The sequence below is a fragment of the Methylomonas sp. EFPC3 genome, from assembly GCF_029643245.1.
Taxonomy (GTDB): domain Bacteria; phylum Pseudomonadota; class Gammaproteobacteria; order Methylococcales; family Methylomonadaceae; genus Methylomonas; species Methylomonas koyamae_B.
Window position 1 is genome coordinate 3,956,583 of record NZ_CP116398.1, and the last position, 24,884, is coordinate 3,981,466.

General features: G+C 56.7%; 20 protein-coding genes. 9 read left to right on the plus strand and 11 right to left on the minus strand.

What is annotated here, in order from left to right:
* From PL263_RS17945 to PL263_RS17955, 3 genes are all read left to right on the plus strand, one after another.
* Positions 1 to 777, plus strand: a complete 777-nt coding sequence (locus PL263_RS17945; RefSeq protein WP_278210652.1) for an alpha/beta fold hydrolase — start codon at positions 1 to 3, stop codon at positions 775 to 777.
* Between the two features lie 103 nt (positions 778 to 880).
* Complete coding sequence (locus tag PL263_RS17950; protein ID WP_278210653.1) at positions 881 to 1,282, plus strand: hypothetical protein; 402 nt, start codon at positions 881 to 883, stop codon at positions 1,280 to 1,282.
* A 41-nt stretch (positions 1,283 to 1,323) separates the two neighbouring features.
* On the plus strand, positions 1,324 to 2,553 hold the full coding sequence (locus tag PL263_RS17955) for a pyrophosphate--fructose-6-phosphate 1-phosphotransferase (RefSeq protein WP_278210654.1): 1,230 nt from the start codon (positions 1,324 to 1,326) through the stop codon (positions 2,551 to 2,553).
* A gap of 88 nt (positions 2,554 to 2,641) precedes the next feature.
* Here the strand turns inward: PL263_RS17955 and PL263_RS17960 are convergent, their stop codons facing one another.
* The gene (locus PL263_RS17960; RefSeq protein WP_278210655.1) at positions 2,642 to 3,109 is read right to left on the minus strand and encodes a nuclear transport factor 2 family protein; all 468 of its coding nucleotides are present in this window, start codon (positions 3,107 to 3,109) and stop codon (positions 2,642 to 2,644) included.
* Between the two features lie 96 nt (positions 3,110 to 3,205).
* Between PL263_RS17960 and PL263_RS17965 the strand changes: the two genes are divergently transcribed.
* On the plus strand, positions 3,206 to 3,817 hold the full coding sequence (locus tag PL263_RS17965) for a TetR/AcrR family transcriptional regulator (protein ID WP_278210656.1): 612 nt from the start codon (positions 3,206 to 3,208) through the stop codon (positions 3,815 to 3,817).
* Here the strand turns inward: PL263_RS17965 and PL263_RS17970 are convergent.
* Positions 3,785 to 6,478, minus strand: a complete 2,694-nt coding sequence (locus PL263_RS17970) for a cation-transporting P-type ATPase (protein WP_278210658.1) — start codon at positions 6,476 to 6,478, stop codon at positions 3,785 to 3,787. The genes PL263_RS17965 and PL263_RS17970 overlap by 33 nt on opposite strands.
* A gap of 189 nt (positions 6,479 to 6,667) precedes the next feature.
* On the opposite strand from PL263_RS17970, the gene PL263_RS17975 reads away from it, so the two are divergent.
* Positions 6,668 to 6,874 (plus strand): hypothetical protein, encoded by a 207-nt coding sequence (locus PL263_RS17975; RefSeq protein ID WP_278210659.1) that lies wholly within the window; start codon positions 6,668 to 6,670, stop codon positions 6,872 to 6,874.
* Between the two features lie 43 nt (positions 6,875 to 6,917).
* Here PL263_RS17975 and PL263_RS17980 read toward each other — a convergent pair whose 3' ends face one another.
* Positions 6,918 to 7,679: a molybdopterin-synthase adenylyltransferase MoeB gene (locus tag PL263_RS17980; RefSeq protein WP_278210660.1), complete on the minus strand. Its 762-nt coding sequence runs from the start codon at positions 7,677 to 7,679 to the stop codon at positions 6,918 to 6,920.
* 202 nt (positions 7,680 to 7,881) lie between these two features.
* Between PL263_RS17980 and groES the strand changes: the two genes are divergently transcribed.
* The 3 genes from groES to PL263_RS17995 all read left to right on the plus strand — a co-directional run bounded on the left by groES (position 7,882) and on the right by PL263_RS17995 (position 10,752).
* The gene (groES, locus tag PL263_RS17985; protein ID WP_054760220.1) at positions 7,882 to 8,169 is read left to right on the plus strand and encodes a co-chaperone GroES; all 288 of its coding nucleotides are present in this window, start codon (positions 7,882 to 7,884) and stop codon (positions 8,167 to 8,169) included.
* A gap of 56 nt (positions 8,170 to 8,225) precedes the next feature.
* On the plus strand, positions 8,226 to 9,866 hold the full coding sequence (gene groL / locus PL263_RS17990; protein WP_140912446.1) for a chaperonin GroEL: 1,641 nt from the start codon (positions 8,226 to 8,228) through the stop codon (positions 9,864 to 9,866).
* Between the two features lie 154 nt (positions 9,867 to 10,020).
* On the plus strand, positions 10,021 to 10,752 hold the full coding sequence (locus tag PL263_RS17995; protein WP_278210662.1) for a response regulator: 732 nt from the start codon (positions 10,021 to 10,023) through the stop codon (positions 10,750 to 10,752).
* 53 nt (positions 10,753 to 10,805) lie between these two features.
* On the opposite strand, the gene PL263_RS18000 is transcribed toward PL263_RS17995, so the two are convergent.
* From PL263_RS18000 to adk, 6 genes are all read right to left on the minus strand, one after another.
* Positions 10,806 to 13,766, minus strand: a complete 2,961-nt coding sequence (locus PL263_RS18000) for a FimV/HubP family polar landmark protein (RefSeq protein WP_278210663.1) — start codon at positions 13,764 to 13,766, stop codon at positions 10,806 to 10,808.
* Between the two features lie 65 nt (positions 13,767 to 13,831).
* Positions 13,832 to 14,854: an aspartate-semialdehyde dehydrogenase gene (locus PL263_RS18005; RefSeq protein ID WP_278210664.1), complete on the minus strand. Its 1,023-nt coding sequence runs from the start codon at positions 14,852 to 14,854 to the stop codon at positions 13,832 to 13,834.
* 6 nt (positions 14,855 to 14,860) lie between these two features.
* On the minus strand, positions 14,861 to 15,940 hold the full coding sequence (leuB, locus tag PL263_RS18010) for a 3-isopropylmalate dehydrogenase (RefSeq protein WP_140912442.1): 1,080 nt from the start codon (positions 15,938 to 15,940) through the stop codon (positions 14,861 to 14,863).
* Positions 15,941 to 15,962: 22 nt separating this feature from the next.
* Positions 15,963 to 16,601, minus strand: coding sequence for a 3-isopropylmalate dehydratase small subunit (leuD, locus tag PL263_RS18015; RefSeq protein WP_278210665.1), 639 nt, complete (start codon positions 16,599 to 16,601; stop codon positions 15,963 to 15,965).
* A 3-nt stretch (positions 16,602 to 16,604) separates the two neighbouring features.
* Entirely contained in the window at positions 16,605 to 18,011 is a 1,407-nt protein-coding gene (leuC, locus tag PL263_RS18020) for a 3-isopropylmalate dehydratase large subunit (RefSeq protein WP_278210666.1), read from the minus strand.
* Between the two features lie 96 nt (positions 18,012 to 18,107).
* On the minus strand, positions 18,108 to 18,746 hold the full coding sequence (adk, locus tag PL263_RS18025; RefSeq protein ID WP_278210667.1) for an adenylate kinase: 639 nt from the start codon (positions 18,744 to 18,746) through the stop codon (positions 18,108 to 18,110).
* A 280-nt stretch (positions 18,747 to 19,026) separates the two neighbouring features.
* Here adk and PL263_RS18030 point away from each other — a divergent pair, with 280 nt between their 5' ends.
* Complete coding sequence (locus tag PL263_RS18030; RefSeq protein ID WP_278210668.1) at positions 19,027 to 22,062, plus strand: ABC transporter substrate-binding protein; 3,036 nt, start codon at positions 19,027 to 19,029, stop codon at positions 22,060 to 22,062.
* An 18-nt stretch (positions 22,063 to 22,080) separates the two neighbouring features.
* On the opposite strand, the gene rsmA is transcribed toward PL263_RS18030, so the two are convergent.
* Both rsmA and PL263_RS18040 read right to left on the minus strand, forming a co-directional pair.
* Positions 22,081 to 22,866, minus strand: coding sequence for a 16S rRNA (adenine(1518)-N(6)/adenine(1519)-N(6))-dimethyltransferase RsmA (gene rsmA, locus PL263_RS18035; RefSeq protein WP_278210669.1), 786 nt, complete (start codon positions 22,864 to 22,866; stop codon positions 22,081 to 22,083).
* An 18-nt stretch (positions 22,867 to 22,884) separates the two neighbouring features.
* Complete coding sequence (locus tag PL263_RS18040) at positions 22,885 to 24,876, minus strand: tetratricopeptide repeat protein (protein ID WP_278210670.1); 1,992 nt, start codon at positions 24,874 to 24,876, stop codon at positions 22,885 to 22,887.
* Between the last annotated feature and the right edge of the window lie 8 nt (positions 24,877 to 24,884).

Here is a 24,884-nt window from a genome sequence, read left to right on the forward strand (position 1 = left end):
ATGACCAGCGTCGAATTGGTTTACGAAAGCCACGGCGAACCGGCCGGGACTCCGCTGATCATCGTCCACGGCTTCTTGGCGGCGGCGCGAAATTGGCGCACCGTCGCCAAGCGTCTGGCCGTCAAGCGTCATGTTTACGTGCTGGATATGCGCAACCATGGCGGTTCGCCCCAGGCCGAGCATCTGGACTACCCGAGCATGGCCGGCGATTTGATTGCGTTTCTGGATCGGCACGGCATCGCCGCCGCCGATTTGCTCGGTCACAGCATGGGCGGCAAGGCGGTGATGTGGTTGGCTTTGCAGCATCCTCAGCGTGTTGCCAACCTGATCGTTGCCGACATTGCTCCGGTCAGTTACCAGCACAGCTTCGATGCGTTGATCGATGCGTTGGGCAGCTTGCCGGTAGAGAGTATCGGCAACCGCAAACAAGCGGAGGAAGCTCTGGTCGACGCGATTCCGGATTTGGCTTACCGCCAGTTCTTGCTGCAAAACCTGTTGCTAAAGGATGGTCAGTACTACTGGCGGATCGACCTGGATATCATGCGGCGCAACGCCCACCATATCGTCGGTTTTCCCGACGCCGATACCACCACGTTCGCCAGGCCGGCCTTGTTTATCGGCGGCGAGCGCTCGAAATACATCGACGAGCAGGCCGTGTACCAGGCATTTCCCGCTGCCAGGATCAGCACAATCCCGGATACCGGGCACTGGCTGTATGTCGAAGCGCCGGAAACATTCTGCCGGATGGTGGAGGATTGGCTGTCTTGCAAGCGCTAACAGATTGATTTTTTAGGGTTTAGAACCTTGGTACACTAGCCGTTCCCCGGATAGCGGCTATCATCCGCTCAGCCTTGAAGCGAGAGCATTGCGGAGTACCTATATGTCCAACCATTCCTGTCAGCAGTCGCCAATCCGAAAACACCACCGGCTGGCGCTTTCACTGGACGATTTTATCGCGTCGCAAACGGAAGCGGCGCTCAGCGATTATCTGTCGCTGTCGTTTAGCAGCGAAGGCGACTTTACCAAAATCAGCATAACTACCGTCGGTCCGGAACCCGTTACCTACTCGGCGCTGGTGCCGGCCGCCATGACCCCGGATTGGCAGACTCTGGTGTTTGTGGCGCAACCGTTTAAATTGGGCGAGTTAAGCGATTTCAGTTCGGTGGCCGAGAAACGAAAAGCTTGTGTTAGAATCGCGCGGCTTGCGCCGATTCGGCTGACACTGCGCGCCAAAGGCGGGCAACGCCGGCGCAGAGGCGGCTCCAATGCCGATGGCGCATAACTCTAGCCATCCCTTTTCATAACTATTTATTCGAAACGCTCATGAGTAAACCAAAAAAAGTCGCAATTCTTACCGCTGGCGGTTTGGCGCCATGTCTGAACTCTGCTATCGGCAGCTTGATTGAACGTTACACGGAAATTGATCCGAGTATCGAAATCATCTGCTACCGCGGCGGCTACAAAGGCCTGTTGCTGGGAGATTCATACCCTGTCACCGCGGAAGTGCGTCAAAAAGCCGGTTTACTGCAACGTTTCGGCGGTTCCGTGATCGGCAATAGCCGGGTCAAACTGACGAATGTCAAAGACTGCGTCAAACGCGGATTGGTTAAAGAAGGCGAAGACCCGCAAAAAGTTGCGGCCGACCAGTTGATCAAAGACGGCGTCGATATTCTGCACACCATCGGCGGCGACGACACCAATACCGCCGCGGCCGATCTGGCGGCATTTTTGGCGAAGAACAACTATGGTCTGACCGTGATCGGTTTGCCGAAAACCGTCGATAACGACGTGTTCCCGATCAAGCAATCGCTGGGTGCCTGGACCGCCGCCGAGCAAGGCGCGCGCTACTTCATGAACGTGGTGGCCGAGAACAACGCCAACCCGCGCATGCTGATCGTTCACGAAGTCATGGGCCGCAACTGCGGCTGGCTGACCGCCGCCACCGCCCAGGAATACCGCAAATTGCTGGATAAAGCCGATTGGCTGCCGGAATTGGGCTTGAGCCGTGAGTCTTACGAGGTCCACGCGGTATTCGTCCCGGAAATGGCGATCGACCTGGAAGCCGAGGCCAAGCGCCTGCGCGAGGTGATGGACAAAGTCGATTGCGTCAACATCTTCGTGTCCGAAGGTGCCGGCGTCGAGTCCATCGTCGCCGAAATGCAGGCCAAAGGCCAGGAAGTGCCGCGCGACGCCTTCGGCCACATCAAACTGGATGCGGTCAACCCCGGCAAATGGTTCGGCGAGCAATTCTCGCAAATGGTCGGCGCCGAAAAAACCCTGGTGCAAAAATCCGGTTACTTCGCCCGCGCTGCGGCATCCAACGTCGACGACATGCGTTTGATCAAATCCTGCGCCGACTTGGCGGTCGAGTGCGCCTTCCGCCGCGAATCCGGCGTGATCGGCCACGACGAAGACAACGGCAACGTGTTGCGGGCCATCGAATTCCCGCGTATCAAAGGCGGCAAGCCGTTCAATATCGATGCTGACTGGTTCAACAAAATGCTGGCCGAGATCGGCCAGCCCAAAGGCGGTAAGGTCGACGTTAGCCACTAAGTCGTTCTCGCCTTAGAAAAACGGCAGGGGCGGGTTAACCGCCCCTTTTTGTTTGGGAAAGGCGAATAGAGTTGCCTCTACCAACAATTCACAAACCCAAATCGGTCAACCCGGCGTGATCGTCCGGACGGCGGCCCAGCGGCCAGTGAAACAGGCGCTCGCTGTCTTTGATCGGCAAATCGTTGATGCTGGCAAAGCGACGCTGCATCAGGCCAAATTCGTTGAACTCCCAATTTTCGTTGCCGTAACTACGGAACCAGTTGCCGGCGTCGTCGTGCCATTCGTACGCAAACCGAACCGCGATGCGGTTATCGCTGAAGGCCCATAATTCCTTGATTAACCGGTAGTCCAGTTCCTTGGCCCATTTGCGTTGCAAAAATTCTTTGATCTGTTGCCGGCCCACCGGAAATTCGGCGCGGTTGCGCCAGCGGCTGTGTTCGGTATAGACCTGCACGACCCGATCCGGGTCGCGGCTGTTCCAGGCGTCTTCGGCCATCCGCACTTTTTGCGCGGCGGTTTCGGCGGTGAACGGGGGAAGGGGGGGTTTGGTTTCCATAGTGCGCTCCCGAAAGATGAGGATTGTGTAGACAGGCTTGTCTACATGGTCATGGTAGCAATGGTAGACAGAGTTGTCTACAATCGGGCCATGGCTATGGATTCCTCGAAAACCGCTTCCGAATTACCCGCGCGCGAGCGAATTTTACTGGCGGCGCAGGACTTGTTTTACCGCGAAGGTATTCGCGCCACCGGCGTCGATAAAGTGATTGCCGAGTCGGGCGTTACCAAAGTCACGTTCTATCGCCACTTTCCGAGCAAGAACGATTTGATTAGGGCGTTTCTGGATTACCGGCACCGGATCTGGATGGAATGGTTTGCCGACGCGATCCGGCGCCATGGCGGCTTTGCGGGAAGCGGGCTATTGCCGCTGGTCGAGGTGATGGCGGAATGGTTCCGCAAGCCGATTTACCGGGGCTGCGCATTTATCAATAGCGTTGCCGAACTGGGCGGCGCGTTGCCGGATGTCGTCGAGATTTGCCATAGCCATAAGCAAGACATGGCGATGGTGATTCGGGAGTTGCTGGTTGATACGCCTCAGAGCGATGTGCTGGCGCAAGCGGCGGCGGTCGCGATAGACGGCGCTATCGTCCGCGCCCAGACCGAAGCCCGGGACGCGGAGGTCAAACAGTCGTTGGATAGTTTGGCCTTGCTGTTGTCGGCATTGCAGGCGACGTCAACGGCGGCGGCCGAAGCGGCGCAGCAGTAACTTTTCCAGGCCGACGATGGCGTAAATCGCCAGGCTGACCGCCAAAATCAATAGCCATTCGTCCTGGCCGATCGCCGCGCTGCCGAACAATTGCTGCATGACCGGCCAGTAAGTGAACAATAACTGCAGGGCGATCATGGCGCTGACGCCGACCAAGACCCAGGGATTGGAAAATACGCCGACTTTAAACATCGAATAACGTAAAGAACGGCAATTGAACAAATAAAACAATTCGCCGAACACGAACACGTTTACCGAGACCGTACGGGCTTTGGCCAAGGTTGCTTGCTGCGTCAATTCCCATTCGAACAAGCCGAAGGCGCCAGCCAGCAACAGCACGCCGACCAGACAGATCCGAAACAGCAAGTGCCGGGTCAGGATCGGCTGCTCCGGATTGCGCGGCTGACGCTGCATCAAGCCCGGTTCCTTGGGTTCGAAGGCCAGCATCAATCCCAATAGCACGGCCGTGGTCATATTGATCCACAAAATCTGCAGCGGCGTGATCGGCAATGCCACGTTGGCGAATACCGCTGCGGTGATGACCAGGCCTTCGCCGAGATTGGTCGGCAGGGTCCAGGCGATGAACTTCACCAGATTGTCGAACACGCCGCGGCCTTCTTCGACGGCGGCTTCTATCGTCGCGAAATGGTCGTCGGTCAGCACCATGGCTGCCGCTTCCTTAGCGACTTCGGTGCCGCCCAGCCCCATCGCTACGCCGATGTTGGCCTGGCGCAAGGCCGGCGCGTCGTTGACGCCGTCGCCGGTCATCGCCACGACGTGGCCTTTGGCTTGTAGGGCGCGGACCAGAAGCAGTTTTTGCTCCGGGGCGATGCGGGCGTAAACGCTGCAATGTTCGACCTGCTGCAGATAGTCGGCTTCGGCGTAATTTTCCAGTTCGCTGCCGGTAATGGCCTTTTCGCTGTGGCGCATGCCGAGTTGCTTGGCGATTGCCAAAGCCGTGACCGGGTGGTCACCGGTGATCATTTTTACGGCGATGCCGGCCCGGTAGCAGGCGGCTATCGCCCGGGCCGCTTCCGGCCGCGGCGGGTCTATCATCGCTTGCAGGCCGAGAAATGTAAGGCCGCTGCGGACTTCGTTGTGGTCGACGGCATCGTCGCCGTGGTCGGTACGGGCGAAGGCCAGCACGCGCAGTCCTTGCGCGGCCAGGATTTCGACTTGGCGTTGCAGTTGGGTTTTGTCGAGCGGAACCGGTTGCAAATCGGCGGAAAACGCGCGGTCGCAGCGGTCGAGCAAGCTTTCCAGCGAGCCTTTCAAGTAAACGTGGCGTTCGTCCAGCGCCAGATTGTGGTGCAGCGTGGCCATGAACTGGTATTGCGATTCGAACGGAATGGCGTCCAGCCGTGGATGGCCGTTGCTGACGCTGGCGTGGTGCAAACCGGCTTTGTGGGCGGAGACCAACAACGCCGCCTCGGTCGGGTCGCCTTCGATCCGCCAACTGTCGACATCGGCGATCAAACGGGCATCGTTGCACAGCAGCCCGGCTTTCAAACATTCGAGCAGAGCCGGTTTTTGTTGGGCATCGACCGGTTGGCCGGCCGCGTGAAATTCGCCGTCCGGCGTGTAGCCGCTGCCGCTGACGGCGAACTGTTCGCCGCCGGCATAGACGAATTGCACTGTCATCTGGTTTTGGGTCAGCGTGCCGGTTTTGTCCGAACAAATCACCGTGGTGCTGCCCAAGGTTTCCACTGCGGGCAGTTTGCGGATGATCGCGTTACGCTTGGCCATGCGCGAGACGCCAATCGCCAGTGTGATGGTCAGCGCCGCCGGCAAGCCTTCCGGAATCGCGCCGACCGCCAATGCCACGGCGGCCATGAACATATCCAGTGCGCTTTCGCCGCGCCAGACGCCGACGGCAAATGTCAGCGCCGCGCACGCGACGATGGCCCACAGCAGCAATTGGCTGAATTGGCTCATTTTCCGGGTCAATGGCGTTTCCAGCGGTTCGGCCGCCGCGATCAAACGGTTGATGCGGCCGATTTCGGTGTCGTCGCCGGTGCCGACTACTACTGCCAAGGCACTGCCGTAACTGACCAGCGTCGACGAATAAGCCATATTGGTACGGTCGGCCAGTAAGGTCGCGGCGGGTAAGGTCTGGGCCTGTTTTTGGGCGGGGACGGACTCGCCGGTCAAAGCCGCTTCGTCTATTTTCAGTTCACGGGTTTGCAGCAGTCGTAAATCGGCCGGTACTTTGTCGCCGGATTGCAGATAGACCAAATCGCCGGGCACCAAGTCGGCGGCCGCTATTGTCCGACGTTGGCCGTCGCGCAGTACATTGGCGCTGACGTTCAGGGTTTGGGCGAGGGCATTGATCGCTTTCAGCGCGTTGGCTTCCTGGATGAAGCCGATGATGGCGTTGACCAGCACTACGCCGAATATGACGCTGCTGTCGGCCCATTCTTCCAGGAAGGCGGTGGTGGCGGCTGAAAACAGCAGGATGTAAATCAGCGGTTGGTGGAATTGGCTGAGCAGTAAGCGCAACGGGCCTTTGCCGCGCGGCGGCGTCAGGCGGTTGGGGCTGGCTTCTTCCAGTCTGGACTGGGCGGTTTGGCTGGACAGGCCGGCGCCGAGTTGCACGTCCAGTTGCGACAGTAACTGCTCCGGCGCCAGGTTATGCCAAAGGGGTTGCGGATTTTGCTTCATGGTCTCAGAAAAACGGTTGTGGCAGAGGGGTTGTGCGCGGTTTTTCGGCGCCGATTCGGGCCGGCATGCGCTTCGGATTGACAATCGTCATCTTCTGCTTGTTCCTTGTTGGTTATGGGGTTATAGTCCGTAACCGAGGCCTGTGGCCTTATTCTAAATTAAAATAAAAACAAATAGTTGGAGGTAGTTATGGGCGGAGTTATCGAACTGGTGGTTTTGATGCTGATTATTGCCATCTTCGCGTTCGCACCGTTAGGGTATTTCATTTATATGTACACGATGAAAAACGGCGAGCCGTTCGGCGACATTGAGCCGCACGGCGACAGCGAATCGCCGGTGTTGAACGCGGTGGCCAAAGCGATTGACGCGGTCAAAGGCAAACTTGGCAAAAGCTGAGCCGCCAAAGTGATCGGTAAAAGCCGGGGTTATCCCGGCTTTTTTATGCGTGTCCGCCGGCCGTATCGCCGCAGGTTGGGCAACTCGGGTTTTTCTTTAACCGCATGGTGCGCCATTCCATACTTAGGCCGTCCAGCATCAATAAGCGTCCGGTCAACGGATCGCCGATTCCGGTCAGCAATTTTATCGTCTCTAGCGCCTGCATGCTGCCAACGATGCCGGTGATCGGGGCGACCACGCCGTTCCTGGCGCAATTTTGCAACTCTTCGCCGTCGCTTTGGTACAGGCAGTTGTAGCACGGGCTTTGGTTACGGCCGGGTGTGAACACGCTGATTTGGCCCTCGAAACGGATCGCGGCGCCGGATACCAACGGGGTCCGTTGTTCTACGCAGGCTTGGTTGATGGCGAAACGGGTGGCGAAATTGTCGCTGCAATCCAGCACCACGTCGGCTAATTCGACTTCGTGCCGCAATTTGGCGCCGGCTAGCCTTTGCTTGTGCGCCATCACAGCCACCTCCGGATTAATTTTTTCCAGCGTCTGCCGGGTTGAAATTACTTTATCCAACCCTATATCGGCTGTGTCGTGGGCTATTTGCCGCTGCAAATTACTCAGGTCCACTTGATCGTCGTCGTACAAGGTAATACTGCCGACACCGGCAGCGGCGAGATACATCGAGGCCGGCGAACCCAGGCCGCCGGCACCGACGATCAGGATTTTGGCGTCCAGCAGTTTTTGCTGACCGGTGATGTCGATTTGCGGCAGCATGATCTGCCGGCTGTAGCGGAGCAGTTGTTCGTCGTTCATAACGCGGATAGTGGTGGCTGGGCCGCAGATGATGCCAAAGAGCTTGACAGAGTGCAAAACCCGGATATTATTAGCACTCGTTATTGGAGAGTGCTAATAAATTGCAAGTTGTTTAAAAAACGCGTTGTCCGCTCTGGAGCGGCCGGCTTTTTAAAAAGCTTATCAGTTTTAACCTTTAACTTTATTAATCGAGGAGACATTGATGAAAATTCGTCCGTTACATGACCGTGTAGTCGTAAAACGTGTTGAGGAAGAGACCAAAACCGCTGGCGGTATCGTGCTGCCGGGTTCTGCCGCCGAAAAACCGAGCGAAGGTGAAGTGCTGGCTGTTGGCTCAGGTAAACCGTTAGACAACGGCCAGGTACGTCCTATGGCAGTCAAAGTCGGTGACAAAGTATTGTTCGGTAAATATTCCGGCACCGAAGTTAAAGTCGATGGCGAGCAATATATCGTCATGCGCGAAGAAGACATCATGGGCATCTTGGGCTAAGCCCTATTCACCTCATTTATCTTTTTCAATCTCTTTAAATATTTAGGAATTAAAAAATGGCAGCAAAAGACGTGAAATTCGGTGGCGACGCCCGTGCTTTGATGGTAGCCGGTGTCAACATTCTGGCGAACGCGGTTAAGGTAACCCTGGGCCCTAAAGGCCGTAACGCCGTGCTGGACAAAAGTTTCGGCGCACCGACCATCACCAAAGACGGTGTGTCTGTTGCGAAAGAAATCGAATTGAAAGACAAATTCGAAAACATGGGCGCGCAAATGGTTAAAGAAGTGGCGTCCAAAACTTCAGACGTGGCCGGTGACGGTACCACCACTGCAACCGTGCTGGCGCAAGCCATCGTCAACGAAGGCCTGAAATCAGTCGCAGCGGGCATGAACCCGATGGACCTGAAACGCGGTATCGATCTGGCGGTAACTAAAGCGGTTGCAGCCATCGAAGAGGCCTCTATTCCGTGCAGCGACAGCAAAGCCATCGCTCAAGTTGGTACTATTTCAGCTAACTCCGATGCATCTGTCGGCGACATCATCGCCGAAGCGATGGAAAAAGTCGGTAAAGAAGGCGTCATCACCGTTGAAGAAGGCACCGGTCTGGATAATGATTTGGACGTCGTCGAAGGTATGCAATTCGACCGCGGCTATTTGTCACCATACTTCATCAACAAACAAGAAAGCATGAGCGTCGAATTGGACGATCCTTTCGTGTTGCTGTACGACAAAAAAATCTCCAACATCCGCGAAATGTTGCCGATTCTGGAAGGCGTGGCCAAATCCGGTCGCTCATTGTTGATCATCGCTGAAGACGTCGAAGGCGAAGCTTTGGCTACTCTGGTGGTCAACAACATGCGCGGTATCGTTAAAGTGGCTGCGGTTAAAGCCCCAGGCTTCGGCGATCGTCGTAAAGCCATGCTGGAAGACATTGCTGTGCTGACCGGCGGTGTGGTGATTTCTGAAGAAGTCGGTTTGTCTCTGGAAAAAGCCGACATCAGCCAATTGGGTACTGCAAAACGCGTCCAAATCAACAAAGAAAACACCACCATCATCGATGGCGCTGGTAACGAAGACCAAATCAAAGGCCGTGTTGCGCAAATCCGCGCTCAAGCCGACGAAGCGACTTCCGATTACGACCGTGAAAAACTGCAAGAACGTCTGGCCAAACTGGCTGGCGGTGTTGCGGTCATCAAAGTCGGCGCCGCAACCGAAGTGGAAATGAAAGAGAAAAAAGCCCGCGTCGAAGACGCCCTGCATTCAACTCGCGCTGCGGTTGAAGAAGGTGTGGTTGCCGGCGGCGGTACTGCGCTGATCCGTGCCCTGTCTGCTCTGGAAGGCCTGAAAGGCATCAACCACGACCAAGACGTCGGTATCAGCATCCTGCGCCGCGCGATGGAAGAGCCTTTGCGTCAAATCGTCAGCAATGCCGGCGATGAAGCCTCGGTCGTTCTGAACGAAGTCAAAAAAGGCAGTGGCAACTTTGGTTACAACGCCGCAACCGGCGAATACGGCGACATGATCGCGATGGGTATTCTGGACCCGGCGAAAGTGACTCGTTCAGCGCTGCAAAACGCCGCTTCCGTTGCCGGTCTGATGATCACCACCGAAGTGATGATCGCTGACGCACCAAGCGACAACAAAGGCCCGGCAATGCCTGATATGGGCGGCATGGGCGGCATGGGCGGCATGATGTAATTCATCCCGGCTTTGGCCAGAAACCCCGGTCTCCGTAAGGAACCGGGGTTTTTTTATGTTTGCAGTCCGCGGGCGAATTGAATTCCAGATCGGCCGAAATTAAACTGAGCTTTCCAATCGACTTGAGCCGGACGGCGCAATAACGGATTTAACCATGGCTGCTGACTGTAAAATATTGATAGCCGACGACAACGAAACCAATCTTTGGCTGCTTTGCGAGCAATTGTCGCAATGGACTCAGGATGTGATGTTGGCCGGCGACGGCCGCCAGGCGTGGAGTTTATTGGAGCAGCACCGATTTAGCCTGCTATTTCTGGATTTGAATATGCCGTTTCTGAGCGGCTTCGATTTAATCAGCCGGTTGCGCTCCCAGTCAGGTCCGAACTGCCAGACGCCGGCCGTTGCCGTCACTGCCCATGCGCAGGAAAGTCAGCGTATACAGGCATTGGCGGTCGGATTCGACGATTATCTGGTCAAGCCGATCCGTTTGGCGCGGCTGCAGGAAATCTTGGAACGGTGGCAAGCGGAAGACGTTGGTGTGGACTATTACGCCCGGCAATTGTTGGGCAAAACCCGTGATAACAAGCCGCTCAGCCAAATGTTGATCAGCAAGTTATTTGCCGAATTGCCGGTCCAATTGGCCGATATCGAACGCCTTTTAGGTGAATCGGCTAATCAGCAAGCGTGGGAAATTGTGCATAAATTGCACGGTACCTTTTGTTTTTTCGATTTTGCCGATTGTCGGACCGTGACCGAAAGTCTGGAGCAGGCCTTGCTGTCCAACCAATTGGCACAGGCCGACCAGCATTTCGAGGTGTTGAAGCAAAAATCGGTGTGGTTGTTGAATAATCAGGCTGCGGTATTGCAATCGTTGGCCGCCGGTTAAACGGCGGCTGCTACAGCTCTGGCGGCGGAATAAGCGGGCGAAACAGTTCCGGGTTATTTCAACTCGTCCAACAAGGCCTGCGCCACCTGCTGTTGTTGCTTGGAACCTTTGGCTAGCACATCTTCGGCAATCGTTTTTGCTGCGTCCAAATCGCCCATGTCGATATAGGCCTTTGCCAAGTCGATTTTGGTTTCGTACTCGTCCATGTCGGTCAGATCGGATACGCCGACTTCGAATTTGTCGTCGCTGCCGGAGCTGATAATCGGCGCGTCGAAATCGAATTCGAAATTAAAATCGTCTATTGCGTCGGATTTAGTCGTGTCCCCGGTTTCGGCCGGTTTCGGACTCAGACTGTCGAAGTCGGAGAAGTCGAATGTTTCCAGTTTTAATTCCGATTCCAGATTCAGCGGCGAATCGGCTTTGTGGGCAGTGCTTGCCAACTCGGGAGCCGCTAGGTCTGCATCGAAATTAAAATCGAAGCTTTCGATATCGGCTACAACCGGCTCTGCTGCTGATTCTGCTTGCGTCACTTCCGTAACCACGTCGCTGAAATCGAAACCTTCAATCTCCAGCGTCGATTCCTCGGCAGATGCCAGTCCATTGTCGGCAACCTGCTCGGACTTAGCTGTTTTTGGCGCTTCCAGCTCGAAATTAAAATCGAAGCTATCGATGCTGGCGTTTGCTGCGGACGAGCTGTCTGCGGTTTGCGGCTCGTCGTCGGCAATGCTGGAGAATTCTATGGTCTCCAGCGCAAGGTCGTCGCTGACGGCGGCGGATTGGGGTTTCTCGTCCACTCCCGGCGCGGCGAAATCTAAATTGAAATCAAAGGATTCGATATGTTTATCGTCGACAGTCGGTTCGTCCCGATCCGCAGGGGCAGCGTGGTCAAGGGATACGCTTTTCAGGTCCGGCGTTTTGGATTTCGCGCCGCTGTCGAATTCGCCTAAATCGAAATCCAGGCCGTTATCGTCCAGTTCCAGGTTTTTATCGAGATCCAGGTCCAGATCCGCCAATTCGTTATCCAGTAGCGCGAACACCGAGTCATCTTCCAGAGTGGCCGTTTCGGCTTCGGTCGAGGGGGCTGTAACGAAGGTGGGCTCGAATGATTCGTTGACCGCAACTGCCGCAACAGCTGCGCTGGAATGGTCGGCTTCGGCAGCGAATAGGGGCGAGTCCGCCGCAATTTCTTTGGCCATGTCCGCGATTTTTTTCCAGAACGGCTTGTCGGCTTTTTTGCCGGCGTCGGCCAGCTCTCTGGCGTAAGCGCAGAAAGCGTCTTTATTTTCGCTGGCGTAAAAGATTTCCAGTAGTTTCAGTTTGCATTCGTCGCGGTTCGGCTGTTCCTGAATCGCATGCCGGATCAGTTCTTCAGCTTGTTGGTAGCGGCCGTATGCCAGATAAACGTCGGCTTCCGAGATTGGGTCGACTTCGTTTTGGTCGGTGTCGAACGCGTCGAAATCGCTCGGCGTGAAATCGCTGATAAACGAACTTTCCCCGACAGTACCGACGTCATATTCTGACGTGTTGCTGATGTCCATGATCGGCACCGAGAGACTGCTTTCAGAATCCGGCATTTGGATTTGGCTGGCCGAAGCAAACATGCTTTCGGTGTTGATGCGTTCGTCTATGTTCCGCTTGCGCCAGAGTAACCAGCCCAGTAATCCGAGCACGCCGCTGCCCAGGCCGCCGATGATCCAATAGTAAGCATCGGACGAAAATAGCCCTTCCTCTTCGGCAGCCGGAGCCGGAGCCGGCGGCGCCACTTTTATTACCGGTCTCGGCGCTGGTGGCGGAGCCGGCTGTGGCGCAGGTTGTTCCGCTGTTGGTGCTGGAGCTGGGGTTGGCGCTTGCGTCTGGCTGGGTTCCGCTTTCTCTGGTGGCGTTACCGCAGGCGCCGTCTGAGCGGGAGCTGGCGACGGCACGGTTTCGGCTAGCGCCGGTGCTTGTTTATTGTTTTGTAGCGACGCGAGTTGCTGGTCTTTTAATGCCAGCAACTGCTGCATCATGTTCAGCTGTTGTTCCAGCTTTTCGATGCGGGCTTGCAGTTCGAGATCTTTGCCGTCACCGGAGGTTTCTGCCGCGCTTTCCGCGCCGGCATGCGGGGCCGTCGAATGCGAGCCGGATTTGGCTTTCTCGCCAATAGCGGTATTGGTGCCAAGTTTGGCTTCCGACGGGGCGATCAGCTCCAAAGGTTTGGCGACTTTTTCTGCCGCTGCCGGTTCGGTCTTTGCTTGTTTGGCCGCTGGTTTGGACTCTGCCCGTAGCGGTTGTTGGCCCGGCTCCAGGTTCGGGATTTTTAACAGGGCGCCTTCTTTCAGCGAGTTGATGTTGCCGTTATTGAATGCCTCGGGATTGGCTCTATGCAATGCATTCAGCATTTGATACGTCGGCACATTCCGTTCTTGGCCTAGTCGAGCGGCGACACTCCATAACGTGTCTGTTTTTTGTATGGGACCGTATTCGCCGTCGGTAGCAATTTGCTGATTGGCGCTATCACCCGGCTCCGCTGCGACCGCTCGCCGCGGTGCGGTGCGGGTTTTCCGGGCAGGGCGGGGGGGTACTTCAAGCGGTTCCTCGGAATAACTCGGACTTTGGACGACCGGGATCGTGGCTTTGTTGTAGGCGGTGGGCGGGTCTATCAGCAGCGTGAATTCGCGGGTCATGCTGCCTTGCGGCCAGGTGACTTCCAACAGGAAGTCCAGAAACGGCTCGGTCAACACTTCCCGCGAAGTGATTTTGACAAGGATGGAGCCATTGGCCTGTACGACAGGCTCGAACCTGATTTTCGACAGAAAATAATTCCAGACTACGCCCGCTTGGTCGAACTTCTCCGGCGGCGCCAAGCGAACCGACACGTCGGACGGATTTTCGCTCGGATCGACGGTCAGTTTAATTTCGGCATTGAGGTGTTGATTCAGCGCGGAATGCAATTGTATTTCGCCGATGCCGAGCGGCAGGGCGTTAACCGGTGCCAGTAGCGAGACAACCGCTAAAGCTTTAGTTAAATTGCTCACATTGCTTTCCTTCACTGGTGACACCTCGGTGCGACGACCTCACAAAAAACAGAGCTAAGCTTAGACTAGATGTGGCTTTTTACCAGCAGTTCGGCAATCTGCACACTGTTAAGCGCGGCACCCTTTCTGACGTTATCGCTGACTACCCACAGATCGATTCCGCTTGGATGCGAGATATCTTCGCGGATCCTGCCGACGAAGACGTCGTCGTGGCCGGAGGACTCCGTTACTGCAGTCGGATAGCCGCCGTTTTCTCGTTTGTCCAGCAAGGTGACGCCCGGCGCATGGCTCAGCAATTCGCGCACGCGTGCCGCGGATATTTTCTGCTTGGTTTCGATATGCACTGCTTCGGAGTGGCCGAAAAATACCGGCACCCGCACTGCGGTAGGATTAACCAGGATATCGGCATCGCCCAGGATTTTTCGAGTTTCCCAGACCATTTTCATTTCTTCCTTGGTGTAGCCGTTGTCCATGAACACGTCGATTTGCGGCAATACGTTGAAGGCGATCTGTTTCGGATAAACGCTGGGCGAAACCGGTTTCGCATTTAACAAATTGGCGGTTTGCGTCGCCAGTTCTTCGATCGCTTCCTTGCCGGTGCCGGATACGGCCTGATAAGTGGCGACGTTGATGCGGCTGATGCCGACTGCATCGTAAATCGGTTTCAAGGCCACCAGCATCTGAATGGTGGAGCAATTCGGGTTGGCGATGATGCCGCGGTTCTTGTAGTCGGCGACTTTTTCCGGATTGACTTCCGGCACCACCAGCGGGATGTCGTCGTCGTAGCGAAATTGCGAGGTGTTGTCGATCACGACGCAGCCGGCCGCCGCGGCTTTCGGCGCGTATTCGGCCGATACCGAGGCACCGGGCGAGAACAGGCCGATCTGGACTTTGGAAAAATCGAATGTAGCCAAATCTTCAACGACCAGCGAGCCGTCTTTAAATGGAATGCGTTTGCCCGCCGAACGTTCGCTGGCCAGCGCATACACTTTGCCGACCGGGAAATTGCGCTCTTCCAGAATGGAAATCATGGTTTCGCCGACCGCGCCGGTGGCGCCGGCGACCGCTACATCGTAGGTTTTAGACATCGTGGATTATCCTTGTAAAGCTTTGAGAACGGCGTCGCCCATGCCGGACGTAGTGACTTGGGTCATGCCGTCGGAGTAAATATCGGCGGTGCGCACGTTGGAATCCAGCGCCGCATTGACCGCCGCTTCGATGCGTTCGGCCGCTTCGGGTTGGTTGAAGGTGTATCTGAGCATCATCGCCACCGACAAAATCGTCGCCAGCGGATTGGCGATGCCTTGGCCGGCGATGTCCGGCGCCGAACCGTGGATCGGTTCGTACATGCCCTTGGCATTGGCGTCCAGCGAAGCCGACGGCAGCATGCCGATCGAACCGGTCAGCATCGCCGCAACGTCGGATAAGATATCGCCGAACATATTGGTCGTAACGATGACATCGAACTGTTTCGGTGCCCGCACCAACTGCATTGCCGCATTGTCGACGTACATGTGGCTCAGCTCGATGTCGGGATAGTCCTTGCCGACTTCGGTCATCACGTTGCGCCACAATTCGGTGACTTCCAGCACGTTGGCTTTGTCGACCGAGCACAGCCTTTTATGGCGTTTTTGAGCGATACGGAATGCGGAATGGGCAATACGGCGAATTTCGGATTCGCTGTAAATTTCGGTATTGGCGCCGACCTTTTCCCCGGATTCGGCAATATGGATGCCGCGCGGTTGGCCGAAGTAGATGCCTCCGGTCAATTCGCGAACAATCATCAGATCCAGGCCGGAAACCACTTCCGGTTTCAGCGTCGAGGCGTGCACCAGTTGCGGGTACAAAATCGCCGGCCGCAAGTTGGAAAACAGGTTCAGCTCCGAGCGGATGCCCAGCAAGCCGCGTTCCGGCCGGATCGCGTGCGCCAAGGGTTCCCATTTCGGGCCACCCACTGCTCCCAGCAGCACTGCGTCGGCGTTCTTGCACAGGTTCAAGGTTTGTTGCGGCAGCGGCGTGCCGAAGGCGTCGTAAGCGGCGCCGCCAACCAGCGCAGTCTCGAAACTGAGGCCGAGGCCCATGTCGGTGTTGACAAAACTCAACACCTTCAGGGCTTCAGCGACGATTTCCGGGCCTATGCCGTCACCCGGTAACACGGCGATTTTTTTGGGCATCAATCGACCTTATGCTTGCGGTTTAAGCTTCTCTGAACAACCAGGGCGCGCGTTTGGCGCGTTCCGTTTCGTAAGCCTTGATCTTGTCCGCGTGTTGCAAGGTCAGTGCGATGTCGTCCAAGCCGTTCAGCAAACGGTAGCGGCGGTTTTCGTCGACGCTAAAGGCAATCGCCTCGCCGCCGGGCGTGGTGATGGTTTGGGTTTCAAGGTCGATGGTCAATTGGTAACCGTCAGCCAGTTCCTTGAACAAGCGGTCCACTGTTTCGGCGGGCAGCATGATCGGCAGGATGCCGTTCTTGAAGCAGTTGTTAAAGAAGATATCGGCGAAGCTCGGCGCAATAATGGCGCGGAAACCGAAATCTTCCAGCGCCCACGGCGCGTGTTCGCGCGACGAGCCGCAACCGAAGTTTTCCCGGGTCAACAGGATTTGAGCGCCTTGATACTGCGGTTGGTTCAACACGAAGTCTTTATTCAGCGGCCGGTTGCTGCAATCCATTTCCGGCTCGCCGCGGTCCAGATAACGCCATTCGTCGAACAAATACGGACCGAAACCGGCACGGCGGATAGACTTCAAAAACTGTTTCGGAATAATCGCATCGGTGTCGACGTTGGCTCGATCCAGCGGTGCAACCAAAGCGGTCAAAGTGGTAAAAGCCTGCATGGTTTAAGCCTCCTCGGCGACGTTGACAAAGTGGCCGGCAATCGCTGCCGCGGCAGCCATCGCGGGGCTGACCAAGTGGGTGCGGCCGCCGTAACCCTGGCGGCCTTCGAAGTTACGGTTGGAGGTCGAGGCGCAATGTTCGCCGGCGTCCAGCCGGTCGGCATTCATTGCCAGACACATCGAGCAGCCGGGTTCGCGCCATTCGAAATCGGCCGCGATGAAGATTTTGTCCAGACCTTCCGCTTCGGCTTGTTGCTTGATCAAGCCGGAACCGGGCACGACCAGTACTTGCTTGACCGAAGCGGCTTTCTTGCGGCCTTTGATTGCCGCTGCCGCCGCGCGGAGGTCTTCGATGCGCGAGTTGGTGCAGGAACCGATGAAGACTTTGTCCAATTTGATGTCGGTGATCTTCTGGCCGGCCTGCAAGCCCATGTATTGCAAAGCGCGTTCGATGCTTTGCTTTTTGACCGGATCGGCTTCTTGAGTCGGGTCGGGAATGCTGGCGTCGATCGGCAATACCATTTCCGGCGAGGTGCCCCAGCTCACTTGCGGTTTGATCGCGGCCGCGTCGAATTCGATCACTTTGTCGAATTTGGCGTCGGCGTCGGAATGCAGTTTTTCCCAGTAACGCACCGCCATGTTCCAGTCTTCGCCTTTAGGCGAATAGGGGCGGTCGCGGTAGAACTCGATGGTTTTTTCGTCGCAGGCGATCAAACCGGCGCGGGCGCCGGCTTCGATGGCCATGTTGCAGACGGTCATGCGGCCTTCCATGCTCAGCGCGCGAATCGCGTCGCCGCCGAATTCGATGGTGTAGCCGGTGCCGCCGGCAGTGCCGATTTGGCCGATGATCGCCAACACGATGTCTTTGGCGGTGACGCCGGGACCGGTTTTGCCGTTGACCTTGATCAACATGTTTTTGGCTTTTTTTTGTACCAGCGTCTGCGTCGCCAGGGCGTGTTCGACTTCAGAGGTGCCGATACCGAAGGCCAGCGCGGCCGATGCGCCGTGAGTCGAGGTATGCGAGTCGCCGCAGACCACGGTCATGCCGGGCAGGGTGGCGCCTTGTTCCGGGCCGACCACATGCACGATGCCTTGGCGGATGTCGGCCATGTCGAATTCGGTAATACCGAACTCGGCGCAGTTGTTTTCCAGGGTTTGCACTTGCAATCTCGAAACCGGATCGGCAATGCCTTGGGCGCGGCCCGATGTCGGCACGTTATGGTCGGCCACCGCCAGATTGCGGGCCACGCGCCAGGGTTTGCGGCCCGAGATCCGCATGCCGTCGAAGGCTTGCGGCGAAGTCACTTCATGCAGCAACTGGCGGTCGATATAGATCAAGCACGAGCCGTCGTCTTCGGTGTGAACGACGTGGTCGTCCCACAATTTGTCGTATAAGGTTTTACCTGCCATCTTGGTTTCTCTCTGGTAGGGTACGCGCGGCGTACCGTCTCTAACTAAAAGGTACGCGATACCCGAAAGGGCATAAATGCGTACCCTAAACTATTGTTATGCCAATGCTGCGAACAGCTTTTCGGTGATGTCCTGCACCGAGCCGACGCCGGCGATCGAGGCGAATTTGGCGGTTTGGTCGGCTGCGGAATAAAAACCCACCAGCGGTTTGGTTTGCTCGTGATAGACGCTCAGGCGCTTGCGCACGGTTTCTTCCTTGTCGTCGTCGCGTTGGATCAGCGGCTCGCCGGTGATGTCGTCGACACCTTCCTGTTTCGGCGGGTTGAATACGACATGGTAGCTGCGGCCGGAAGCCGGATGCACTCTGCGGCCACTCATGCGCTTGATGATTTCCTCGTCGTCGACGGCAATTTCCACGACGTAGTCCAGCTCGACTCCCATTTTGGCCAAGCCTTCAGCCTGGGCGATGGTGCGCGGGAAGCCGTCCAGCAGAAAGCCGTTTTTGCAGTCGTCCTGGGCAATGCGTTCCTTGATCAGGCCTAAAATAATTTCGTCGGAAACCAGGCCGCCGCTATCCATGACCTTTTTGGCTTCGATACCCAGCGGTGTGCCTTCGCGGACCGCGGCGCGCAGCATGTCGCCGGTCGAAATTTGGGGGATGCCGAATTTCTCGGTGATGAACTGGGCCTGGGTGCCCTTGCCCGACCCAGGGCTGCCTAACAAAATAATACGCATTGCAACATCTCCGGAAGATATTGTGTGGTTAGAAAATACCGCCGTATACGGGAAATCCGGCTTGGTTAACGTTTAAGAAAAATGCCGCATTTTAACGCATTTATCGAAGGCTTGCTGATTTGTCCGGCGTCGCAAGTTTCGGGTGTCGATCGCTCAAGCCGGCGGCTGGCGGAGGTGCGCTTTCCGGAAAACGGGTTATGCTTATGCCAAACCGCTAATCCCGCGAGCGATTCGCTGCCTATGCCGGATATCGGTCTTGGAATATAGGAGGCCAGTCGGCATGGCTGTATCGAGAATCGGTTTGATAGTGTTGCTGTTCGCGGTCGTCCGGATTGCCGGCGCCGTGCAAGCCCCGGACACGGTAACGCTGCAACTGAAGTGGAAACACCAATTCCAGTTCGCCGGCTACTACGCGGCGCTACACAAGGGGTTTTACCAGGACGCCGGGCTGCGGGTCAGCATCGTCGAAGGCGGTCAGGAGCGTTCGGTTTCGGAAACGGTGGCATCGGGACAGGCCGAGTTTGGGGTCGGCAATTCCCAGTTGATTTTGGATAGAGCCAGCGGATTGCCGGTAGTGGTATTGGCTCCCATCATCCAACATTCGCCGCTGAGCTTGGTGGTGCGCCACGGCAGCGGCATCCGCGACGTTGCCGATTTGGCCGGCAAGCGGGTAATGTACGGGCCGAACGACGCCGAATTGCTGGCGTATTTCATTCAATCCGGTCTGCACCCTGCCGATTACCAGCGCCAGACCCATAGCCAAAACATCGACGATCTGATCGAAGGCCGTACCGACGCGATTTCCGCCTACTCTCCCGATCAGCCTTACACGCTGCATCAGGCCGGCATCGGTTACACCGAGTTGCGGGCTATCGACGCCGGTATCGATTTCTACGGCGATACCCTGTTTACCAGCGAGGCACAAGTCAAACGGTACCCGCAGCGCGTCAGGGCCTTTCGGGCGGCAAGCTTGAAGGGGTGGGCCTATGCGTTGCAGCATCCTGACGAAATCGCCGAGTTGATTCAGCGCGAATACATCCCCGAAAGGCCGTTGGAACATCTGAAGTGGGAGGCCAGACAATACCGCCGCTTCATCATGGCCGACCTGATCGAATTGGGGCACAACAGCGAGTCGCGCTGGCAGCACATCGCCGATATTTACACCCGCCTGGGTATGCTGCCGGAAAGATTCGATTTTAGCGGCATGATCTACCATCCCGACGGCCAGGACCTGTCCTGGCTGTATCCCTGGTTGGCCGGTACGCTGACCATACTGATACTGCTAGGCGGATTTGCCTATCTGCAAATGCGGAGCCGTCGCGCAATATTCCGCGTGCTGAGTCGCCAAGAGAAAATGACCGCTAACTTGCCGGGCATGATCTACCAGTTCCTGCTGCGGGCCGATGGCCGTTCCTGCTTTCCCTACGCCAGTGCCGGCATTTACGGTGTTTACGGCGTCGATCCCGCTGCCGTGCGTGTCGACGCGGCGCCGATGTTCGAGGTATTGCATCCGGACGATTTGGAAAGAGTACGGCGGAGTATCGCGCTTTCCGCCGAGAGCCTGAATGTTTGGCGCGACGAGTACCGCGTGATCCATCCCGAGCATGGCGAGATTTGGCTGGAAGGCCATGCTACGCCGACCCGGCTGGAAAACGGTGATGTTCTGTGGCACGGTTTTATCACCGACATCAGCGAGCGCAAAGCAATGGAGCAAGCCTTGCGTAAGAGCGAAGCGCGATTTCGCAACATTGCCGCCACGGTGCCGGGCATGCTCTGCGATTACGTGTTACCGCCTCGACCCGATGCCGGTTTTCTCTATGTCGGTCCGCGCTGCCGCGACATTTTGGAGCTGGAGCCGGAGGCTGTGCTCGGCGACGCAAGGGCTTTCACCCGCTTGATTCACCCCGACGATCTGCCGCGGCTGGCCGTCGAAGAGCAAAACGCCAGCCGGGAAGGGCGTTATTTCAATGCCGAGTTTCGTATCATCGCGCTGTCCGGTCGCTTGAAATGGCTGCAATTGACCGCCCAGCCCAATCCGGCGGCCAACGGCGAATCGGTGGTGTGGACCGGCATCATGCTGGATGTCACCGAGCGGAAGCAGGCTGAGGAAAAATTGGCACAGGCCAAGGAGGTCGCAGAGTCGGCCAATCGCGCCAAGTCGGTGTTTTTATCCAGTATGAGCCACGAACTGCGTACGCCTTTGAATTCCGTCATCGGATTCAGCCAACTGCTGGAGTCCGATACAGACGAACCTTTGACCGAAGGGCAACTCGGTTCGGTGCGGATGATACTCGGCAGCGGCCGGCACTTGCTGAAACTGGTCAACGAAATTCTGGATCTGGTTCGTATCGAGTCCGGCAAAACCGAACTCAAATTGGTGCCGGTGGCATTGCTGCCGGTGTTCAAGGAAGTCATCCTGTTGTTGTCGACCATGGCTTCGGCCCGCGGCATTGAATTGCGCCTGTGCCGTCGCGACGATACCGCCGCTGAGAGCCAGCCGGCGGCACAGAGCCCGGCGTTAGCGGTCAAGGCCGATCTCGACAAGCTCAGGCAGTTGTTGCTGAATCTGGTCTCCAATGCCGTCAAATACAACCGGGACGGCGGCACGGTCGATTTGGATTATCGGATTCAAGGGAAGACCGTAACAATCGATGTGACAGACACCGGAATAGGTATCCCGGAGCGCTACCAGTCCGAATTGTTCAAGCCGTTTCAGCGCCTGGGTGCGGAGCGCAGCTCCATCGAAGGTACCGGTATCGGTTTGGTGATTTGCAAACAATTGGCCGAGGTCATGGGCGGGCGTATCGGCTGCGAAAGCCGGGAGGGCGTCGGCAGCCATTTCTGGGTGGAGTTGGCTGTGGCCGAGCCGGAGCCAGAGTACATTTCCGAGGCGGTGGACGCCGAAGACGCCGGCGTGAATGCTGTTGTCGGCGAGGGTGTCTGCGGCAAGGTGGTGTATGTCGAGGACAACTCGGTGAACGTCGACGTGATGCGCCAAGTATTCCGGCGGCTGCCGGAGTTGCAGCTTGACGTCGCCGCCAGCGCCGAGCAAGCCTTGCCCATGATCCGGGCCTTGCAACCGGATTTGGTGTTGATGGACATCAATTTGCCGGGTATGAGCGGCGAGGCTGCCTTGCGCGATTTGCGCCGCGATCCGGCGACAGCCGCCGTTCCGGTGATTGCGATCAGTGCGGATGCCATGAGCGAGGATGTGGCCCGCTACATGGCGGCCGGATTCCAGGCCTACGTCACCAAACCGTTCAATATCGCAGAGTTGATCGGCCTGATCCGCCGCTGCATAGCCGGGCAGACCTAAACATTGCCGCTGTTTTGCTTAGCGGGGAGTGGCAATGCGCCGGCTTAGCGCGGCAAATTGTTCCAGTGTCACGGCTTCGGCGCGCAAGTTGCTGTCGATGCCGAGCTCGTCCAGGAGCTCCGCTTCGACCAGATTTTTCAAGGAATTGCGAATGGTCTTACGCCGCTGCGAGAACGCTTGGCTGACCAAGCTGTTGAAGTCGTCCAGGTTGCCGACGGCGGCCGGCGGCGCGGCATGCGGCGCCAGTCGGACGATGGCCGACATCACCGCGGGTACCGGATCGAAGCTTTCCGGCGGCACGTCGAACAGCCACTCCGCCTCGCAGTAGTACTGCATCATCACGCTGAGCCGGCCGTATTTTTTACTGCCCGGTTCAGCGCAAATCCGGTCCACCACTTCTTTTTGCAGCATGAAATGCATGTCTTCGATGCAGCTCGTGGTTTCCAGCAAATGAAACATCAGCGGCGTGGAGATGTTGTAGGGCAGGTTGCCGATCACCCGCAATTTTTCGCCGGCCCCGGCCAAGCCGCTGAAGTCGAACTTCAGCGCGTCGGCGCTGTGGATGTTGATGTTGGCGTTGCCGGCAAACTGCTTTTGCAAGCGCGTCACCAAGTCCCGGTCCAGCTCGACCACGTCCAATTTCACGCCGCTGTCCAGCAACGGCTTGGTCAGCGCGCCCAGACCGGGGCCGATTTCGACCCAGTGTTCGCCCGCTTGCGGGTGGGCATAATCCAAAATGTCTTGGATGATGCGGAAATCTTGCAGAAAGTTTTGGCCGAAGCGTTTGCGGGCGGTGTGGGTCATGGAGATGCGTTATTGAATTTAATCGGAACCGGTTGGTTGTTGGTCTTCCCAGGTCGTATTCAGTTCGATGGGCGAGATTTCCCGCCAGCGCGCATATTGGTCCAATTCGGCAACTCTGTCGTTGTCGAGAATGGCTGCGGCTAATGCGCTGTATAGCGAGAAGTCTTCTGCATCCAATCGGTCTTGCATGGCCATTAACAGCGCATCGAAAGACCAGCTGAGTCGGTCGAAACCAGTTTGCAGCAAAGTTTTCAATCGTCCCAAAGCGGCGATGTCGTTGCTTTGTCGCAACCGCGAGATCAAGCCTAGATAAAGCGCCGCTTCGGCGCCGACTTGTTCGCTTTGGCCGGCGCTGAGTTGCCAGGCTTGCCTTGCCAAGGTTTCCGCTTCAGTTAATTGGTTTTGTATCAGCTTCAAACAGGCGAAATTGCCGGTGTGGTAGGTGCTATTCGGATCGAGTTGTAGGGCTTTGCGGTACAGGCGCTCGGCCTCATCGTAATCCTGGTTGATGTTCGCCATGAAGGTGGCAAAATTGCCGGCGTTGTTGGCGTGGTTTGGATCGAGTTGCAAAGCTTTGCGGTAGAGACTTTCGGCCTCGTCGTATTCCTTACGAATATTCGTCATAAAGAGGGCGAAATTGCCGGTTTTGTTAGCGCTATTGGGGTCGAGTTGCAAAGCTTTGCGGTAGAGACGTTCGGCCTCGTCGTAATTCTTGCGAACATTCGCCTTAAACAGGGCGAAATTGCCGGTGTAATCTGCGTCATTCGGATCGAGTTCTATGGCTTTACGGTACAGGCGTTCGGCTTCGTCGTAATCCCGGCAATTATTTTTCATGAAGTTAGCGAAATTGCCGGTCAATCCTGCGCTGTCAGGGAATTGGGCCAAACCAGCGCGATAAATCCGTTCGCGTTCGTCAGCGTCTTTTGCTTGCTTGGCTTTGATTTCCCAATCCCACCAGCTTTTGAGTTTTTGCCGGGCAACGCTGTCGTGCAAGGCTTGTTTGACGGCCTGAGTTTCTGGCGATTGATCGTCGGTGGCGCTATCCAGTCGTTTTTGAATTTCGTCCACTTGGGTTTGATATTGTTTGGCGCGATCCTCGGCGCGTTGTCTGACCGCATCCGCCAAAAATTGATATTCAAGTTGGTTGTGCAATTGCAGCATGAATTCGTCGAAACCCACTACAGGCACCAATGCGCCGTTGTGCTGAGCGACTAAGGTGCGGATTCTATCACTGGGCAAGCCGTCGTCTTTGCGATAGCACCAAAAGATGCCGCCGGGAATTGTTTCGGTTGGCATCGCACGTAAAAAGTCCATCAGGCTGCCGTCGTTGCCGCCGTAGCCCAGTACGATGGGGGTGTGGTGGGAAAACAGCCGGGTTAAGGGCTGTTCCCAACCGTCCGCCAAGTGGTTGACGCCATCGCCGTCGTTGATCGGCGCGAACAACAGATCGCGATGGATTTTAGCGATTAACGGTCGACGCAAACGGGTGCGGACGAAGCCAGCCAACGACTCGTGGCCGCATACCAAGGGATAAGAGCGGGTATAAATCGATAAGGCATCGGCGACCAGATTGTCGAAGTTGGTGGTAATCACCACTTTATGCCGGGTCTGGTCGAGGATGTTGGAGAGTACCGAGTATCCGAAGCTGGGTTCCCTGTCCGCCATTACCGCTTCCAAATCGGCATAGCCTTCTTCCGGATCGCGGCGAAAGCGGCGTTCGTAAATTTGCGGGTAAAACTCGGCTTTCCGGGTGTAATCGAAGCCTGAGATTTGCAGATTGTCGGACGTGGCCCAGTCCGTTAGCGCGTCTTGCGTCTCGGCGCGTTGATGCAACTCTGCCAGCCATTTTTGCACCAGCTCGCCGCCGGTCGGAATCCCGGAAGCCCGCGATGCCCCGGCTCCAAGGATAAAAGCAAACGAGCGATCGGGCATTTGATCGTGAACTCGCATGAAATGCGCCAGAAAACTTTGGGTACTCCAGTGCTCGGGTTCCGGTATCGATTCAGTCATCGCCGCTT

What these genes read in the sequence shown, in the direction of transcription:
- leuC (WP_278210666.1), bottom strand. Translation starts at nt 18,011, where the DNA reads ATGGCAGGTAAAACCTTATACGACAAATTGTGGGACGACCACGTCGTT.
- leuB (WP_140912442.1), bottom strand. Translation starts at nt 15,940, where the DNA reads ATGCCCAAAAAAATCGCCGTGTTACCGGGTGACGGCATAGGCCCGGAA.
- PL263_RS18040 (WP_278210670.1), bottom strand. Translation starts at nt 24,876, where the DNA reads ATGACTGAATCGATACCGGAACCCGAGCACTGGAGTACCCAAAGTTTT.
- PL263_RS17950 (WP_278210653.1), top strand. Translation starts at nt 881, where the DNA reads ATGTCCAACCATTCCTGTCAGCAGTCGCCAATCCGAAAACACCACCGG.
- PL263_RS17945 (WP_278210652.1), top strand. Translation starts at nt 1, where the DNA reads ATGACCAGCGTCGAATTGGTTTACGAAAGCCACGGCGAACCGGCCGGG.
- leuD (WP_278210665.1), bottom strand. Translation starts at nt 16,601, where the DNA reads ATGCAGGCTTTTACCACTTTGACCGCTTTGGTTGCACCGCTGGATCGA.
- PL263_RS17955 (WP_278210654.1), top strand. Translation starts at nt 1,324, where the DNA reads ATGAGTAAACCAAAAAAAGTCGCAATTCTTACCGCTGGCGGTTTGGCG.
- PL263_RS17965 (WP_278210656.1), top strand. Translation starts at nt 3,206, where the DNA reads ATGGATTCCTCGAAAACCGCTTCCGAATTACCCGCGCGCGAGCGAATT.
- rsmA (WP_278210669.1), bottom strand. Translation starts at nt 22,866, where the DNA reads ATGACCCACACCGCCCGCAAACGCTTCGGCCAAAACTTTCTGCAAGAT.
- PL263_RS17980 (WP_278210660.1), bottom strand. Translation starts at nt 7,679, where the DNA reads ATGAACGACGAACAACTGCTCCGCTACAGCCGGCAGATCATGCTGCCG.
- PL263_RS17960 (WP_278210655.1), bottom strand. Translation starts at nt 3,109, where the DNA reads ATGGAAACCAAACCCCCCCTTCCCCCGTTCACCGCCGAAACCGCCGCG.
- PL263_RS17975 (WP_278210659.1), top strand. Translation starts at nt 6,668, where the DNA reads ATGGGCGGAGTTATCGAACTGGTGGTTTTGATGCTGATTATTGCCATC.
- adk (WP_278210667.1), bottom strand. Translation starts at nt 18,746, where the DNA reads ATGCGTATTATTTTGTTAGGCAGCCCTGGGTCGGGCAAGGGCACCCAG.
- PL263_RS18005 (WP_278210664.1), bottom strand. Translation starts at nt 14,854, where the DNA reads ATGTCTAAAACCTACGATGTAGCGGTCGCCGGCGCCACCGGCGCGGTC.
- groL (WP_140912446.1), top strand. Translation starts at nt 8,226, where the DNA reads ATGGCAGCAAAAGACGTGAAATTCGGTGGCGACGCCCGTGCTTTGATG.
- groES (WP_054760220.1), top strand. Translation starts at nt 7,882, where the DNA reads ATGAAAATTCGTCCGTTACATGACCGTGTAGTCGTAAAACGTGTTGAG.
- PL263_RS18030 (WP_278210668.1), top strand. Translation starts at nt 19,027, where the DNA reads ATGGCTGTATCGAGAATCGGTTTGATAGTGTTGCTGTTCGCGGTCGTC.
- PL263_RS17995 (WP_278210662.1), top strand. Translation starts at nt 10,021, where the DNA reads ATGGCTGCTGACTGTAAAATATTGATAGCCGACGACAACGAAACCAAT.
- PL263_RS17970 (WP_278210658.1), bottom strand. Translation starts at nt 6,478, where the DNA reads ATGAAGCAAAATCCGCAACCCCTTTGGCATAACCTGGCGCCGGAGCAG.